At 72.7% G+C, this 15,595-nt stretch carries 15 protein-coding genes and 1 other RNA gene; 10 read left to right on the forward strand and 6 right to left on the reverse strand.

Going from position 1 to position 15,595, the window contains the following annotated elements; translation table 11 throughout:
• A partial coding sequence (locus ABZ562_RS37870; RefSeq protein ID WP_361489043.1) for an FHA domain-containing protein occupies positions 1-2,156 on the reverse strand: 2,156 nt, incomplete at its 3' end.
• 492 nt (positions 2,157-2,648) lie between these two features.
• Between ABZ562_RS37870 and ABZ562_RS37875 the strand changes: the two genes are divergently transcribed.
• From ABZ562_RS37875 to ABZ562_RS37890, 4 genes are all read left to right on the forward strand, one after another.
• On the forward strand, positions 2,649-4,331 hold the full coding sequence (locus tag ABZ562_RS37875) for a serine/threonine-protein kinase (protein ID WP_361489046.1): 1,683 nt from the start codon (positions 2,649-2,651) through the stop codon (positions 4,329-4,331).
• A 205-nt stretch (positions 4,332-4,536) separates the two neighbouring features.
• On the forward strand, positions 4,537-5,997 hold the full coding sequence (locus ABZ562_RS37880; RefSeq protein WP_361489049.1) for a serine/threonine-protein kinase: 1,461 nt from the start codon (positions 4,537-4,539) through the stop codon (positions 5,995-5,997).
• A gap of 87 nt (positions 5,998-6,084) precedes the next feature.
• Positions 6,085-7,191 carry a peptide chain release factor 2 gene (gene prfB / locus ABZ562_RS37885; protein ID WP_361489052.1) on the forward strand — a complete coding sequence of 369 codons (1,107 nt, stop codon included), beginning with the start codon at positions 6,085-6,087 and terminating at the stop codon, positions 7,189-7,191.
• A gap of 404 nt (positions 7,192-7,595) precedes the next feature.
• Entirely contained in the window at positions 7,596-8,276 is a 681-nt protein-coding gene (locus tag ABZ562_RS37890; protein WP_361489054.1) for a PT domain-containing protein, read from the forward strand.
• Positions 8,277-8,367: 91 nt separating this feature from the next.
• On the opposite strand, the gene ABZ562_RS37895 is transcribed toward ABZ562_RS37890, so the two are convergent.
• Positions 8,368-8,568 (reverse strand): hypothetical protein, encoded by a 201-nt coding sequence (locus ABZ562_RS37895; protein ID WP_055555454.1) that lies wholly within the window; start codon positions 8,566-8,568, stop codon positions 8,368-8,370.
• 328 nt (positions 8,569-8,896) lie between these two features.
• Here ABZ562_RS37895 and ftsE point away from each other — a divergent pair, with 328 nt between their 5' ends.
• The 5 genes from ftsE to ssrA all read left to right on the forward strand — a co-directional run bounded on the left by ftsE (position 8,897) and on the right by ssrA (position 12,810).
• Positions 8,897-9,586 (forward strand): cell division ATP-binding protein FtsE, encoded by a 690-nt coding sequence (gene ftsE, locus ABZ562_RS37900; protein ID WP_009717451.1) that lies wholly within the window; start codon positions 8,897-8,899, stop codon positions 9,584-9,586.
• A 29-nt stretch (positions 9,587-9,615) separates the two neighbouring features.
• Entirely contained in the window at positions 9,616-10,527 is a 912-nt protein-coding gene (ftsX, locus tag ABZ562_RS37905) for a permease-like cell division protein FtsX (RefSeq protein ID WP_361489056.1), read from the forward strand.
• 68 nt (positions 10,528-10,595) lie between these two features.
• Complete coding sequence (locus ABZ562_RS37910; RefSeq protein WP_361489059.1) at positions 10,596-11,810, forward strand: S41 family peptidase; 1,215 nt, start codon at positions 10,596-10,598, stop codon at positions 11,808-11,810.
• 18 nt (positions 11,811-11,828) lie between these two features.
• Positions 11,829-12,314, forward strand: coding sequence for an SsrA-binding protein SmpB (smpB, locus tag ABZ562_RS37915; RefSeq protein ID WP_361489061.1), 486 nt, complete (start codon positions 11,829-11,831; stop codon positions 12,312-12,314).
• Between the two features lie 125 nt (positions 12,315-12,439).
• Positions 12,440-12,810, forward strand: a transfer-messenger RNA (tmRNA) gene (gene ssrA, locus ABZ562_RS37920).
• A gap of 84 nt (positions 12,811-12,894) precedes the next feature.
• Here ssrA and ABZ562_RS37925 read toward each other — a convergent pair.
• Complete coding sequence (locus tag ABZ562_RS37925) at positions 12,895-13,320, reverse strand: DUF4267 domain-containing protein (RefSeq protein WP_361489064.1); 426 nt, start codon at positions 13,318-13,320, stop codon at positions 12,895-12,897.
• A gap of 100 nt (positions 13,321-13,420) precedes the next feature.
• Between ABZ562_RS37925 and ABZ562_RS37930 the strand changes: the two genes are divergently transcribed.
• Complete coding sequence (locus ABZ562_RS37930) at positions 13,421-13,999, forward strand: TetR/AcrR family transcriptional regulator (RefSeq protein WP_361489067.1); 579 nt, start codon at positions 13,421-13,423, stop codon at positions 13,997-13,999.
• Positions 14,000-14,088: 89 nt separating this feature from the next.
• On the opposite strand, the gene ABZ562_RS37935 is transcribed toward ABZ562_RS37930, so the two are convergent.
• Genes ABZ562_RS37935 through ABZ562_RS37945 form a run of 3 tightly spaced genes read right to left on the reverse strand, consistent with a single transcriptional unit; the run spans position 14,089 to position 15,584 of the window.
• Positions 14,089-14,307, reverse strand: coding sequence for a hypothetical protein (locus ABZ562_RS37935; RefSeq protein WP_361489069.1), 219 nt, complete (start codon positions 14,305-14,307; stop codon positions 14,089-14,091).
• A 37-nt stretch (positions 14,308-14,344) separates the two neighbouring features.
• Entirely contained in the window at positions 14,345-14,632 is a 288-nt protein-coding gene (locus ABZ562_RS37940) for a hypothetical protein (RefSeq protein WP_361489072.1), read from the reverse strand.
• Positions 14,633-14,645: 13 nt separating this feature from the next.
• Positions 14,646-15,584: a zinc-binding dehydrogenase gene (locus ABZ562_RS37945; protein ID WP_361489074.1), complete on the reverse strand. Its 939-nt coding sequence runs from the start codon at positions 15,582-15,584 to the stop codon at positions 14,646-14,648.
• Between the last annotated feature and the right edge of the window lie 11 nt (positions 15,585-15,595).

Below are 15,595 nucleotides of genomic sequence, written 5' to 3' on the forward strand. Positions count from 1 at the left end.
GACAGCTGCCCCACCCAGCCACCTAACCCACCCCGCCGGACCTGCGCCCCGGGCGCGTCGTACGCGTACGACGCGCCCGCCTCGCCGAGCCCCTGCGGCACGGTGGTCCCCCGCAACGGCGTCCCCCGCCCCCGGCCCCCGGGACGCCGGTCGCCTGCGCCGTGCGGCGCGCCGCCCGGCCAGGGTTCTTGCGGTCCGCCGGAACCCCGGCCGCTGCCGCGCTGTCCGGGAAGCCCGGGCGCGTCGGCCGGGGGCCCGTCGGTCACGCCGCGCGGTCCGGCGGCGGCGGGGTCGTCATATGGCGCGCCGCCGCCCGCCGGGCCTCCGGCCCGTGGGCCGGGGCTCGCGGGATGCCTGCCCTGGCCGGTGCGGCTGTCACCCGGCCAGGGTTCCCGCGCGCCGTGCGGTCCGCCGTAGGACGCGCCTCCGCCCGCGTCCGGTCGCTGGTCGGCTGCGCTGTGCGGACCGGGGTGGGTCCGGCCGTCGTACGGCGCGCCGCTGCCCGGGCCTCCGGCCCCAGGCCCCGGCCGTCCGGCGGCGCCGGGGGTCCGGCTGCTGCCGGTGGGGGTGCCCTGGGGCGCGCCACCGCCCCCGCCGGGCCGTCGGGCCGGGTCGCGGTCGTCGGACGGTCGTCGGTCGGCTGTGCTGTGCGGCCCGGGGGTGTTCGGGTCGCCGTACGGTTCGCTGCCGTCTGCCGGGCCCCCGGCCCAGGGGCCGGGGCTCGCTGAGGGCCTGCCCCCGCTCGTGCGGCGGGGTTCCTGGGCGTCGTGCGCGGGGGCCGCGGACCGTCCGCCGTAGGGGGCGGGGCCTGCCGCGCCCGGCTGTCCGGGGACTCCGCCGCCCGTCGGGTCGCCATGCGGTGCGTTGCCGCCCGCGCCCGGCCGCCCGGCGGCGCCGCGCGGTCCGGTGGCGGCCGGGCCGTCGTAGGGCGCGCTGCCGCCCCGGCCTCCGGTCCGGGGATCGGGGCCCGCGGGATGCCTGCCACCGCCCGTACGGGGGCCCCATGGCTCCTGCGCGTCGTGCGCGGGGGCCGCGGACCGTCCGCCGTGGGTCTGGCCGCAGTAGGGGGCGTCGCCCGCCGCGCCCGGCTGCCCGGGGATCCCGCTGCCGGCCGGGGCGCCGTACGGCGCGCCGCCGCCCGCCGCACCTTCGGCCCAGGGGGCCTGGGCGGCGGGGTGGCCCGGGGCTGCCGGACGCTCGGCATGCGGCCCCGTGTCCGCTGGCGGGGCGCCCGGCGACGTGCCCGTGCCGTGGGTGGTGGGGGCTCCGGGGTGGAGGTGAGGGGTGACGCCCTGGGGGCCCGCGTGGGTCGTGGCGTCCCACTGGCCGGCCGGGGCCCAGCCCCGGCCGGGGCGGCGGGGCGGCGGGGCGCCGGTCCAGGGGCCCTGGGCGTGGGCCACGCCGTCCGTGCGGGGGGCGACCCGCAGATGGCCCTCGCCATCCGGGTGGACCGGGAGGCGGACCGGGGACGACGGCGCGGCGGCGGGGGCGCGCAGCCGCAGCGCGGACTCCCCGATCCGCAGCAGCGCGCCCGGCGCGAGCGGTACGGGGTCGCGGCCGACGGGGGCGCCGTCGGCGGCGGTGCCGTTCGTCGAGCCGAGGTCGGCGATGGTCACCCGGCCGTCCTCGGTGACCGTCACGGCGCAGTGCAGCCGGGAGACGTCGGGGTCGTCCAGGGGGACGTCGGCGTCGGCGGAGCGGCCGATGCGGACCTGGCCGCCGTGCAGCAGGTGGACGCCGCCCGCGTCGGGCCCGGCGATCACGTCCAGGTGGACCGTGGCGTCGGACACGGCCGCCTCGGGCAGCCCGGGGTAGCCCGGGTAGCCGGGGTAGTGATCGGGGTCGGCCGGGGCGTGGAGGGAGAGCACCGCGCCGTCCACCAGCGGCGGCTCGCCGAGCGCGCAGCGCTGTGGGTCGAGCCGCTCCGAGCCCGCGTAGACCACGACCGCGCCGGTGCCGCCCCCGGCGTCGTGCCCGGCCGCGGCGACGGCGGCGGCGAGGCCGCTCGTCACGGAGGCGAGGGCGGTGCCGACGGGAGCGGTCACGAGCACGTCCACCGCGCCCGCGAGGGCGTGCGGCGGCTGCGCGGGCGCAGGATGGCCGGAACGGCCCGGATGGGCGCTGCGCGGCCCGAGGACGGTCAGCCGAATCTGCATCGCCGTCAACGGTCCCTTCTGTCCGGGGGGCCGGGCGGGGGTGCCAACCCCGCCGCCTCGCCCCCAGGCGCTTCGGCACGTACAGGTCCGTACGGGGCCGTACGGGTCACGGAGCGTGAGCCCCCCGCCGCTCGGCGCTTCCGTGCTGCGTGCATCCTCGCACCTGCCGCTGACACTTCGCCCGTCGCCTGGCGCCACATGATCTTGATTGGTCGGCTAGTCGGCCGAAACTGGCTGATTGCGACCGGATCCGCTGCGTGAGTGCCGCGTGGGTGCCGCCTGGCCGAGGACGGCTCCGCCGTGTCGGGGAGCGAGGAGCGGGCAACCGTCCCTCCGGATCACGCGTCTTTCCCCGGGGCCCGGTCGGGTCCCGCGGTGATCGGTACGGCACCTCGTCCGTCCCCATTACAGTGGGCGGACGAGCACGGCAGTCAGTACAAGCGACGCAGCAAGCGATGCAAGCGATATGACCACGACCAGGGAGCGCATGACGTGCGGCCGGTAGGCAGCAAGTACCTGCTCGAGGAGCCGCTCGGACGCGGAGCCACGGGCACCGTCTGGCGGGCCAGCCAGCGGGAGACGGCGGGCGCCGAGGCGGCCGTGGCCGGGCAGCCCGGCGAGACGGTCGCCATCAAGGTCCTCAAGGAGGAGCTGGCGAACGACGCGGACATCGTCATGCGCTTTCTCCGCGAGCGTTCCGTGCTGCTCCGTCTCACCCACCCCAACATCGTCCGCACCCGCGATCTCGTCGTCGAGGGCGATCTGCTCGCCCTCGTCATGGACCTGATCGACGGTCCGGATCTCCACAACTATCTGCGCGCGAACGGCCCGTTCACCCCCGTCGCCGCGTCCCTCCTCATGGCGCAGGTCGCCGACGCGCTCGCCGCCAGCCACGCCGACGGCATCGTGCACCGCGACCTCAAGCCCGCCAACGTGCTCCTCGCGGGCACCGGCGAGGGCGAGGAGATGCACCCGATGCTGACCGACTTCGGCATCGCGCGGCTCGCCGACTCGCCCGGGCTGACCCGGACCCAGGAGTTCGTCGGGACCCCCGCCTACGTGGCGCCGGAGTCCGCCGAGGGCCGTCCGCAGACGTCCGCGGTGGACATCTACGGCGCCGGCATCATGCTGTACGAGCTGGCCACCGGCCGTCCGCCGTTCGCGGGGAACACCGCGCTGGAGGTGCTGCACCGGCACCTGAGCGAGGAGCCGCGCCGCCCCACGACCGTGCCCGAGCCGTTGTGGACCGTCATAGAGCGCTGTCTGCGCAAGAACCCGGACGAGCGCCCCAGCGCCGAGAGCCTGGCCCGGGGCCTGCGCGTGGTCGCCGCCGGTATCGGCGTGCACGCCTCGGCCGCGCAGGCGGAGGCCGCCCTCGGCGTCGCCGCGCTGCTCGCGCCGGATCCGGCGCCGGCGCCGGTCCCGGACACCGCCCCCGCGGACGCGGGCGACGCGACCCAGGTCCTGCCGACGAACGCGCCGGGCAACCAGCCCTCGTACGACCCGGCCGCGGCGACCAACGTGCTCCCCACCACGGGCCCGGGCGCCGACCCCACCCGGGCCATGCCGCCCGTGCCGCCCGGCGGCGCCCCCGGCCAGGACGATCCGCACCCCTGGCAGAACCAGATGGCCGCGGCCCGCGACCGCAACGAGCAGACGCAGGTCCAGTACCTCGACCCGAGCGAGGACCCGCTGCGCCGCCGCCCCCAGCGCCGCCCCGGACCGCCGCAGCCGCCGCAGGGGTACCAGCAGCAGGGCTATCAGCAACAGCAGTACCAGCAGCAGTACCAACAGCAGCAACAACAGCCGTACCAGCAGCCGCAGCAGCCCCCGCAGCCGCAGCCGTCGCGCCGTCAGCAACAGCAGCAGCCGCAGCAGTACGCCCCGGCCCCGCACCAGCCCCAGCAGCCGCAGCGTTACGCGCCGCCGCCGGAGCCGGAGCGCCGCGAGCCCCGGCAGCGCGGGTCCAACCCCAACCGGATGAAGATCCCCGGGCTCGGCTGCCTCAAGGGCTGCCTGTTCGTGATCCTCATCCTGGTCGTGGGCTCCTGGCTGATCTGGGAGCTGACCCCGCTCAAGGACTGGGTCGCCGAGGGCAAGGGCTACTGGGACGCGGTCTCGTCCTGGGTCACCGAGGTCAAGGACTGGATCTCCAGCCTCGGCGGCCCGAGCTGACCCACGGCTGAATCCCCCGCGCACCAAGAGCACACCGGAGCGCCCTCAACACCCCGACCGATGCGCCGAGTCAGGTGATTTGTCGACATCCAAGGGGTGTTTTCCGCTCAGAAGTGACAGTTGGCGCTGTCTGATGCCCCCAACGCGCCAGTAGCCGCGTAGCTTTGTCGCCAACGTGCCCCCTGTCGGAGGATTCGGAGCAGTCTTGTCACGGAAGATCGGCAGCCGGTACACCGCGCACCAGGTCCTGGGCCGCGGCAGCGCCGGCACGGTGTGGCTGGGCGAGGGCCCCGAGGGCCCGGTCGCCATCAAGCTCCTGCGCGAGGATCTCGCCTCCGACCAGGAGCTCGTGGGCCGTTTCGTACAGGAGCGCACCGCGCTGCTCAGCCTCGACCACCCACGGGTGGTCGGTGTGCGTGATCTCGTGGTGGACGGCAACGACCTGGCCCTGGTCATGGACCTGATCCGCGGAACGGATCTGCGCACCCGGCTCGACCGCGAGCGGCGGCTGTCCCCGGAGGCCGCGGTCGCGATCTCCGCGGACGTCGCCGACGGGCTGGCCGCGGCGCACGCCGCCGGGATCGTGCACCGGGACGTCAAACCGGAGAACGTCCTGCTGGACATGCAGGGACCGCTCGGCCCCGGCCGCTCCCACCCCGCCCTGCTGACCGACTTCGGCATCGCGCGCCTGGTCGACGAACCGGGCCGGTCCCGCGGCGGCCGCCCGCCCCGGGGCCAGCAGCCGTCGCAGGGCCGCTCGCCCAACCCGCGCAGCGTCATCGGCACCCCCGACTACCTCGCGCCGGAGATCATCGAAGGGCTGCCGCCGCGCGCCAGCGTGGACGTGTACGCCCTGGCCACGGTGTTGTACGAGCTGCTGGCGGGCTTCACCCCGTTCGGCGGCGGCCACCCCGGCGCGATCCTGCGCCGCCATGTGACGGAGACCGTCGCCCCGCTGCCCGGTATCCCCGACGAGCTGTGGCAGCTGTTGCTCCAGTGCCTCGCCAAGGCGCCCGCCTCCCGGCTGCGCGCCTCCGAGCTGGCCGCGCGGCTGCGCGAGATCCTGCCCAGCCTGGCCGGATACCCGCCGCTGGACATCGACGAGCCGGACGAGTCCGACGAGCGGCGGGAGGACGAGGGCGGCCACCCGGAGGGCGGGCACCGGCCCGCCCCCGCCGGACCGGGCCAGGGCCAGGAATACGGCCAGGGGGCCGGGCAGGGGTACGGCCAGGGCGGGCCGCAGCGGCGGCGCGGCGCGGTCCCGCTGGTCCCGGGCGCGGTGCCGGACGGCAGCCGCGATACGCACACCAGCATGCGCGTGCCCAGCGCGGACGAGCTGGCGGGCGGCGCGCACGGCACCGCGCGCGCCCCTCGCGTTCACGGTCAGCGCCGGGCGGGCTCGGCGCGCCATCCCGCGGTCTCGGGAGCGCTGCGCCGCCGTCGGCTCAAGGTCGCCGCGGCCACGGTGGCGGCGCTGGTCGTCCTGGGCATCGGCGGTTGGCTGGTCGCGGGCGGCGGGGACGGCGGCGATGCGCCCAAGGGCGGCGAGCACTCGTCCTCGCAGGACTCCGGACAGGGCGCAGGGCAGGGCACCGGACAAGGCGCCGGGAAGGGTGCCGGACAGGGTTCGGGGCAGGAGCCCGGGCAGGATTCCGGTGCCCCCTGAGGGCCGCCGGTCCTCCCATGAGGGCCCGCTGTCCCGGCGAGGGACCGACGGGCCGGAGATCCTTCTATAGCGGTTAGGCTGGTGCACGTGGCAGTCGTCGATGTATCCGAAGAGCTGAAGTCCCTCTCCTCGACCATGGGGTCGATCGAGGCCGTCCTGGACCTCGACAAGATGCGGGCCGACATCGCCGTGCTCGAGGAGCAGGCGGCGGCCCCGTCCCTGTGGGACGATCCGGAGAGCGCCCAGAAGATCACCAGCAAGCTCTCCTACCTCCAGGGCCATCTGCGCCGGGCCGAGGAGCTGCGCGGCCGGATCGACGACCTCGAGGTGCTGTTCGAGCTGGCCTCCGACGAGGGCGACGAGGACGCGCGCGCCGAGGCCGAGGCCGAGCTGGAGGCCGTGCGCAAGGCCGTCGACGAGATGGAGGTGCGCACCCTCCTGTCCGGCGAGTACGACTCCCGTGAGGCGCTCGTCAACATCCGCGCCGAGGCGGGCGGCGTCGACGCCGCCGACTTCGCCGAGCAGCTGCAGCGGATGTATCTGCGCTGGGCCGAGCGGCACGGCTACAAGACGGAGATCTACGAGACCTCGTACGCGGAGGAGGCCGGCATCAAGTCGACCACCTTCGCCGTGCAGACGCCGTACGCCTACGGCACGCTCTCCGTCGAGCAGGGCACCCACCGCCTGGTGCGCATCTCGCCGTTCGACAACCAGGGCCGCCGCCAGACGTCCTTCGCGGGCGTCGAGGTGCTGCCGGTGGTCGAGCAGACCGACCACATCGAGATCGACGAGTCCGAGCTGCGGGTCGACGTCTACCGCTCGTCGGGCCCCGGCGGGCAGGGCGTCAACACCACCGACTCCGCGGTGCGGTTGACCCACATCCCGACCGGCATCGTGGTCTCCTGCCAGAACGAGCGCTCGCAGATCCAGAACCGGGCGACCGCCATGAACGTCCTCCAGGCGAAGCTGCTCGAGCGCCGCCGCCAGGAGGAGCAGGCCAAGATGGACGCGCTCAAGGGCGACGGCGGCAATTCCTGGGGCAACCAGATGCGTTCGTACGTCCTGCACCCGTACCAGATGGTCAAGGACCTGCGCACCGAGTTCGAGGTCGGCAACCCGCAGGCGGTGCTCGACGGCGAGCTGGACGGCTTCCTCGAAGCGGGGATCCGCTGGCGGAAGAAGCAGGAGAAGTAACTCGACCGTGCGGATCCCCTGCGAGAGGAACGACAAGCGCAGCCTCGAGGCCGGAATCCGCTGGCGCGAGCAGCGCGAGCAGGGCAGCTAGGACCCGCTGAGCCGCCCCTCGCGACGGACTCCTCGGTCCCCAAGTGGTCGCGCAAGGACCTTTTTTGGTCACAGTCCTGTACCCATGCGTCACACAAGCGCCTTCATAGCGGACATCTCGTTCCCAAAGACGCTTGACGGTGTCATGAAAACTGGGAAGGCTGACGCGCGGCATGCGTATGACTGGGGCGCGTGTGAACGGGGACCGGTGGATCGCCTGAGCAGGCAGAGCCCGGAACTTCTCCCCCTGACGGCCGTGGCCCCGTGCATAGCTGCTCTCCATTACGAGTACAGCTACTGGGGGTAGCAGGCAGATGACGAAGAAGACGCGGCTGCGTGTCGCGCGCATAGCGGCCGCCGCGGTGATCGCCGCCGGTGCGTCGCTGACCGCCGCCGGCGCCGCATCGGCCGTGGGGATCGACGTCGGGATCGGTGGCGTCGACGCCTCGGTCAAGGCGGACGAGAAGGGCCTCGACGTCGGTGTCGGCGTCCGCAACCCCGACGACCCGACCGACGAGCCGACCGAGATTCCCACCGGTGACCCGACGGACGACCCGACGGATCAGCCGACGGACGAGCCGACGGACGAGCCGACGGATCAGCCGACCGACGAGCCGACGGATCAGCCCACCGACGAGCCGACCGACCAGCCCACCGACGAGCCGACGGACGGGCCGACGGCCCAGCCGACGGACGAGCCGACCGACGGGCCGTCCGGCCAGCCCAGCACCTCGCCCAGCCAGGGCGGCGGCGCCGGGGGCGACGACTCCACCTGCACCGTGGACCTCGACTCCACCAACTGCGACGACAACACGGACACCGACAGCGTCGGCTCCAAGCCGGTCGAGCAGGGCAAGGCCAAGGAGGAGCTGGCCGAGACCGGTGCCTCCTCCGAGACCACCTTCCTGCTGATCGGTGCCGCGACGATGATCGCGGGTGGCATCGGCTTCCGGGTCATGCCGCGTCTCGCGAACCGCAACAACAACGTGGCCTGATTCACGCCACACGCACGACGAGGGGCCCGGAGCGCTGCAGAGCTCCGGGCCCCTCGGGCGTCTGTGGCCGGTACCTACCGGTTACACCGCGTTACGCCGCCGCAGCCATCTCGTGAGCGAGCACGGCCACCGCGATCAGTGCCACCAGGAGCGCTATCAGCGCGGCCGGGGTCAGCCCGGCGAAGGGGCCCTCCTGCTGCTGCAGGCGCTCCCTGCTGGCCCGGCAGACCGGGCAGCGGCCCTCGCTGACCGGGCTCGCGCAGTTGGCGCAGACGAGCCTGTCGTACGTCATGCGCTTTCTCCTCCCGCGCGGCGGTGCCGCAGTAGATATGGGGCCAACGCTCGGGGAAATGGGTTGGTTCCCCTTCCACTGTGCCAGCTTCCGCCCGGTTCGGCGCGCCCCGCACGATTCCGTGCCGCGTCCGTACCGGTTCTGTGGCCGTTTCGGACGGTCCGACGGCCAGTTTGTCAACCGTTTGCCCCCAATAGTGCCGTGAATAAACGCACCAAGCCGGATGGGCGCTGCGCGCCCGCGCGCGGTTCGCGTATGGTCACGCTCACCGACGGGAGCCGCTCCGGCTGCAGCCCGTACCGCTACCCAGGTCGACCGTGGTGCATCAGTGATCCGATTCGACAACGTATCCAAGACTTACCCCAAGCAGACCCGTCCCGCACTCCGGGATGTCTCGCTCGAGATCGAGAAGGGCGAGTTCGTCTTCCTGGTGGGCTCCTCCGGGTCGGGAAAGTCCACCTTTCTCCGGCTGCTGCTCCGCGAGGAGCGGGCGAGCCACGGCGCGGTCCATGTGCTGGGCAAGGATCTCGCGCGGCTGTCCAACTGGAAGGTGCCGCAGATGCGCCGCCAGCTGGGCACGGTGTTCCAGGACTTCCGGCTGCTCCCCAACAAGACGGTCGGGGAGAACGTCGCCTTCGCGCTGGAGGTGATCGGCAAGCCCCGGGGCGCGATCCGCAAGACCGTGCCCGAGGTGCTCGACCTGGTGGGCCTGGGCGGCAAGGACGACCGGATGCCCGGCGAGCTGTCCGGCGGTGAGCAGCAGCGCGTGGCCATCGCGCGCGCGTTCGTGAACCGTCCGATGCTGCTGATCGCGGACGAGCCGACGGGCAACCTGGACCCGCAGACCTCCGTCGGGATCATGAAGCTGCTGGACCGGATCAACCGGACCGGCACCACGGTCGTCATGGCCACGCACGACCAGCAGATCGTGGACCAGATGCGCAAGCGCGTGATCGAGCTTGAGAAGGGCCGTCTTGTCCGCGATCAGTCCCGCGGCGTCTACGGCTACCAGCACTGATCACGGCTACCAGCACCTGAAAGGACGCCATGCGCGCCCAGTTCGTCCTGTCGGAGATCGGCGTCGGTCTCCGCCGCAATCTCACGATGACCTTCGCGGTGATCGTCTCCGTGGCCCTCTCGCTCGCCCTGTTCGGCGGGTCCCTGCTGATGAGCGAGCAGGTGAGCACGATGAAGGGCTATTGGTACGACAAGGTCAACGTCTCGATCTTCCTCTGCAACAAGAACGACAAGGAGTCCTCGGCCAACTGCGCGAAAGGCGCGGCCACCGACGTCCAGAAAAAGGAGATCCGCTCCGAACTGAACCAGATGAACATCGTCGAGTCGGTTCAGTTCGAGACCAGTGAGCAGGCGTACAAGCACTACAAGGAGCAGTTCGGCGATTCGCCGCTGGCCGATTCCCTGACGCCGGACCAGATGCAGGAGTCCTTCCGCATCAAGCTCAAGGACCCGACGCGGTACGACGTCATCTCCACCGCCTTCGCCGCCCGGCCCGGGGTGCAGGAGGTCCAGGACCAAAAGGCCCTGGTCGACGATCTGTTCAATTTGCTCAACGGCATGAAGTACGCGGCGCTCGGCGTGATGACGCTGATGCTGGTGGTCGCGTTGATGCTGATCGTGAACACGGTGCGGGTGTCGGCGTTCAGCAGGCGCAGGGAGACCGGGATCATGCGGCTCGTCGGCGCGTCCAGCTTCTATATCCAGATGCCGTTCATCATGGAGGCCGCCATCGCGGGGCTGCTGGGGGCGGGCTTCTCCTGCGTACTCCTCGTCAGCGGCCAGTACTTCCTGGTCGACAACTGGCTCGCGGGCAAGATCGACGTGATCAACTTCATCGGCTGGGACGCGGTGCTGGCCAAGTTGCCGCTGGTGCTGGCGATCGGGCTGCTCATGCCCGCCCTCGCGGCCTTCTTCGCGCTCCGCAAGTACCTCAAGGTGTGACATTCGCCCAGGGCGCCGTACCTCACAACGCGGCGTACGGCGCCTGGGCTTGCCCTACACTCACCGGCATGTCGGGCCCGTGTTTGTTCGTCCATCCCCGCCGCATTCGCCACGGGGCCGCCCTGACATTGGTCTTCGTGAGCGTGCTCGCCACCGGCGCCGCCACCGGCTCCTGGGGCGCGGAAGGTCCCGCCCGAGCCGCCGACCGGGGCTCGTCGGCCGCGCGGATACCGATCCGCCCGGTCGCCGCCGGCTCCGCCGAGAGCGACCAGGTCGAGGCGGCGGCTGCCGAGGCCGCGGCGGACGGGAAGTCAGGTTCGCAGGCCGCCCGCGAGGTGGTGAGCCGCAGCGGCGACCGTTGGGGCGCGGTCTACAGCGCCCGTGAGTACGAGGGATTCCGCCAGCACCTCGACGGCGCCTACGTCGGCGTCGGGGTCTCCGCGCGGGTGGGGACCGGCGGCCGGATCGAGGTCGATCACGTCCAGTCCGGCAGCCCCGCCGACCGGGCCGGGATCCGGTCCGGCGACCGGCTGCTGACCGTCGACGGCATGAAGGCCACCGGCCACCCCGTCACCGAGGTCGTCGCCCGGCTGCGCGGACACACCGGCCGCTCGGCGGGCACCCCCGTGGTGCTCGGCCTGGAGCGGGACGGCCACCGGTGGCGGCGGACCCTGCACCGGGCGCGGCTGGCCACCGAGCCGGTCACCGTCGACCGCGTCGGCGACCGCGGCCGGGGCGCCGTCCGCATCAAGGTCGAGTCCTTCACCAAGGGCTCCGGCGAGGAGGTGCGGCGCGCCGTGGGGGACGTGCCCCCGGGCCACGGCATCCTCCTGGACCTGCGCGGCAACTCCGGCGGCCTGGTCACCGAGGCCGTCACCACCGCCTCCTCCTTCCTCGACGGCGGCCTGGTCGCCACGTACGACGTACGAGGCGAGCAGCGCGTCCTGGACGCCCGGCCCGGCGGCGACACCCGCAGCCCGCTGGTCGTCCTCGTCGACGGCGGCACCATGAGCGCCGCCGAACTGCTCACCGGAGCGCTCCAGGACCGCGGCCGCGCCATCGTCGTCGGCTCCCGCACCTTCGGCAAGGGCTCGGTGCAGATGCCCAGCAAGCTCGCCGACGGTTCGGTCGCCGAGCTGACCGTCGGCCACTACCGCACCCCCGCCGGCCGCAACGTCGACGGCGAGGGCATCACCCCCGATCTCACCGTCCACGGCGACGACGGCCCGAGCGCCGAGGCACGCGCCCGCACGGTATTGAGTGGCCTCGGGGGCGGGTCCTAGTGCGAGAATGACCTCGCTATGGCTAAAGAGACGGGTCGCAAACTGATCGCGCAGAACAAGAAGGCGCGGCACGACTACCACATCCTCGACACCTACGAGTGCGGTCTGGTGCTGACCGGGACCGAGGTGAAGTCGCTCCGCCAGGGGCGCGCCTCGCTCGTCGACGGCTTCGCGCAGCTCGACAACGGCGAGGCGTGGCTGCACAACGTCCACATCCCCGAGTACAGCCAGGGGACGTGGACCAATCACTCGGCACGCCGCCGCCGCAAGCTGCTGCTGCACCGGGCCGAGATCGACAAGCTCCTCGCCAAGACCCAGGAGTCCGGCAACACCATCGTGCCGCTGTCCCTGTACTTCAAGGACGGCCGCGCCAAGGTCGAGGTCGCGCTCGCCAAGGGCAAGAAGGAGTACGACAAGCGCCAGACCCTCCGTGAGAAGCAGGACCGCCGCGAGACCGACCGGGCGATCTCGGCGGTCCGCCGCCGCGAACGCGGCCGAGTCTGACCTCGGACGTCGCCCGGCGGGAATGATGTGGCCCCGTAGCGCGTTGTTCACCTATGATGGCGGTGCGCCCCCACGAGGGCGTGGCACCACGATTGAAGCAGTATCTAATTGAACAGAGTGCACATGGGGATGATCGGTTTCGACAGCGGCTGTCGAAGCAGGGGAAGCGAGCCGAGGAAGCGGCAATGATCTCGTAAACCATATGTCGCAACCAATAATCGCCAACACCAAGCGCGATTCCTTCGCCCTCGCTGCCTAAGTAGCGACTTCGCGAAGTGTCAGCCCGGGGCTGTTCCCGACCCGGATCCTGGCATCGACTAGGGAACTAAACCACTAGACCCGGTCACGGGGTGTAGTGGGAAATCAAACAGTGACTGAGCCCGTCGGAGACTTGTCCGCGTGATCTCCGGGGCCGAGAAAATCACAGCGGACTGCGCTCGGAGAAGCCCTGATTCCGCACCGTTGGACGCGGGTTCGATTCCCGCCATCTCCACTCATCCCATGTACGACGAAGGCCCCGCCACCCGGCGGGGCCTTCGTCGTATCGTGCGGTCCGCGGCGGCCCGCACGCGCGAGGGGGTCAGGCGGGCTGCCGGGCGGGCGTCGCCGGAGCGGCCGCGACCTTGCGGGTCTCGCGCAATATCAGCAGGCCGTTGACCGCCATCAGCGTCGCGGTCAGGCAGTGGACGCCGAACGCGGTGGCCACCGAGCCGTGGTGGGCCAGCACCGTGGTCATGTCGCCGTAGGCGGCGAGGGACTCCACCAGCAGCACTGAGCCCAGCGCCCGGCGCTGGCCCGTCACCAGCAGGATGCCCAGGCCCAGGGCCATGACGACGTCGCGGATCCCCTTGACGATCAGGAAGCCGCCGCCGTCGCCGGACGGCCAGCTCGGCAGGCCGAAGCCCGGCGCCGTCGTCTCCGGGCTCAGGATGTACTCCGTCCCGAACCAGAGGATGAAGAGGATGAAGACGGTGGCCAGGACGGTGTTGATCTTCTTCAGCGACATGGTTCTTCTCCTTGCGGCCATGAAATCTAGTACTGCTAGATGATGACGCAACGCTAGCGCTGCTGCCGCTCTCTTGTCTAGTGGTGCTAGGGTTTGAGTCATGTCGGTACAAGCACGCAAGGAGCGCGAACGGGCGAGCCGCGAACGGCTCATCGTGGCGACGGCCCGCGAACTCGCCGAGCAGCAGGGCTGGGACGCGGTCACCACCCGCCGGCTCGCCGAGCGCATCGAATACAGCCAGCCCGTCCTCTACAGCCACTTCCGCGGCAAACGGGAGATCATCGGCGCCGTCGCCCTCGAAGGCGCCGGTGAGCTGGCCGCGGCGGTGCGGGCCGCGACCGCCGCCGCGGACGGCCCGCGCGAGCGGGTCGCCGCCCTCGCCCACGCCTACCTCGACTTCGCCGCCTCCCACCCGGCGGTCTACGACGCCATCTTCCAGCTCGACGGCGGCCTGGCGTACGCCCAGGAGGACACCCCGGAACCTCTCAAGGACGCCTTCGCCGCGCTGCTGGAGAGTCTTGGCGAGGTCGCCGGGGAGGGCGTCCCCCCGGGGTTGTTCACCGAGGTGTTCTGGGCGTCCCTGCACGGGGTGGCGACCCTGACCCGGGCGGGACGGCTGCCGCCGGAGGACACCGAGGCGAGGGTGGAGCTGCTGGTGGACCGGCTCGCCGTGGTCTGACCCGCCATCCCGGCGGGCACGCGGCCGGGGCCCCGGGCCCCGCCGCTGCCTGCCCGGGGCATCGCTCTTCGTTCCCCGGGCAGGGACCGTCAGGGGCAGGGGTCCCGGTAGTCGAGATCGGGGAAGAGCCGGTGCCGGCGGGCTCCGGGGGTCGCCGTGCGGCGGACCGAGCAGAGCGTGTCGACCAGCCGCCGGAAGTCGACGTCCACCAGGACCGTTCCCGCTCCCAGCGCGGCCGGCGAGGAGAATTGGCCGTCCGGGGACACGACCATGGCGTCGCCCTGCTCCGTGAAGTCCTTGACGGCCACCGCTTCGGGGTCGGACGTGAGGGCCAGGAGCGTAGGGTCAGCCGGTCGCGCGGTAGGCGGTGACGCGGCCGTCGTCCTCGGCGATGCCCAGGCCGACGTAGCCGTCCGAGACGTACGGGGCGATGCCCGGCGCGGCCTCCTTGTCCTGGCCGGTCCGGGCGTCCATGACGACGGGGCCGTTCTTGGTGACGCCGTAGAGCAGGCCGTTGCGGACCAGAGTCGCGTGGGGCGGGACGCGGTCGGCGTCGTCGTGGGACAGCTTCCACAGCTGCTTGCCGCTCTTGCCGTCGTACGCGGCCACCGAACCGTTGACGCAGGCGATCACGAGACGCGCCTGGTCAGCCGCCGGCCCGGCCGATGTCCAGGACGGCCTTGCCGTGGAGGCGGCGTTCGGCGAGGGCGGTGACGGCTTCGTCGGCGCGGTCCCAGCCGCCGCGCCAGGCGATCTGCGGGTCCAGGTCGCCCGCGGCGACGCGGGTCGCGAGCCAGGTCAGGTCGGGGCCGATGTCGGGGCGTTCCAGCAGGTAGAAGGTGACGATCGAGCGCTCGTGGCGGCCCGCGTTCCCGTAGAGGGCGCCGAAGGGGAACGTCTCGGGCTGGCCCGTCACATGGCCTACGGAGACCAGGGTGCCGTGGGCGGCGAGGGTGTCGTACGCCGCCACGAGCTGGGGGCCGCCGACGAGGTCGACCACGCCGTGCACCGGCGCGTCGGCCTCCTCCGGGGCCGTGAGCACCTCATGGGCGCCCAAGGCCCGCAGATCGTCGCCGTGGGCCGCCGGGTCGCCGGTGGTGGCGATGACGTGCGCGCCGCCGAGCCGGGCGAGTTGGACGGCGTACCGGCCGACGCCGCCGGTGGCGCCGGTGATCAGGATGCGGCGGCCGAGGGTGTCGCCGACGCGGCGCAGGGCGCGCAGCGCGCTGGCGGCGGCGACGGGGAGGGTGCTGAGCGCGCCCGGGTCGGCGCCGATGGGCGGGACGCCGATCATGCCGGTGTGGACGGCGCGCAGTTCGGCCCAGCCGCCGGCCTCGCCGAGGGTGACGACGGGGGTTCCGGCGGCGGGTCCTGAGCCGTCGGCGGCGGCGCGCTCGACGACGCCGGCGGCGTCCCAGCCGAGCACCGTGCCGTCGGGGGCCTCGGCCCGGTGCATGACCTCGCCGTAGTTGAGGGAGGTGGCGGTCACCCGGACCAGCGCCTCGTGCGGGGCGGGTTCGGGGTCGGCGGTCTCGCCGAGGCGGAGACCGGAGGGGGCGGTGGAGTCGACGAGCAGTGCGCGCATGGGGTTCGCCT

Source organism: Streptomyces sp. NPDC019937 (genome assembly GCF_040631655.1).
Classification (GTDB): domain Bacteria; phylum Actinomycetota; class Actinomycetes; order Streptomycetales; family Streptomycetaceae; genus Streptomyces.

What these genes read in the sequence shown, in the direction of transcription:
- ftsX (WP_361489056.1), top strand. Translation starts at nt 9,616, where the DNA reads ATGCGCGCCCAGTTCGTCCTGTCGGAGATCGGCGTCGGTCTCCGCCGC.
- ABZ562_RS37945 (WP_361489074.1), bottom strand. Translation starts at nt 15,584, where the DNA reads ATGCGCGCACTGCTCGTCGACTCCACCGCCCCCTCCGGTCTCCGCCTC.
- ABZ562_RS37925 (WP_361489064.1), bottom strand. Translation starts at nt 13,320, where the DNA reads ATGTCGCTGAAGAAGATCAACACCGTCCTGGCCACCGTCTTCATCCTC.
- ABZ562_RS37890 (WP_361489054.1), top strand. Translation starts at nt 7,596, where the DNA reads ATGACGAAGAAGACGCGGCTGCGTGTCGCGCGCATAGCGGCCGCCGCG.
- ABZ562_RS37930 (WP_361489067.1), top strand. Translation starts at nt 13,421, where the DNA reads ATGTCGGTACAAGCACGCAAGGAGCGCGAACGGGCGAGCCGCGAACGG.
- ABZ562_RS37910 (WP_361489059.1), top strand. Translation starts at nt 10,596, where the DNA reads ATGTCGGGCCCGTGTTTGTTCGTCCATCCCCGCCGCATTCGCCACGGG.
- ABZ562_RS37895 (WP_055555454.1), bottom strand. Translation starts at nt 8,568, where the DNA reads ATGACGTACGACAGGCTCGTCTGCGCCAACTGCGCGAGCCCGGTCAGC.
- smpB (WP_361489061.1), top strand. Translation starts at nt 11,829, where the DNA reads ATGGCTAAAGAGACGGGTCGCAAACTGATCGCGCAGAACAAGAAGGCG.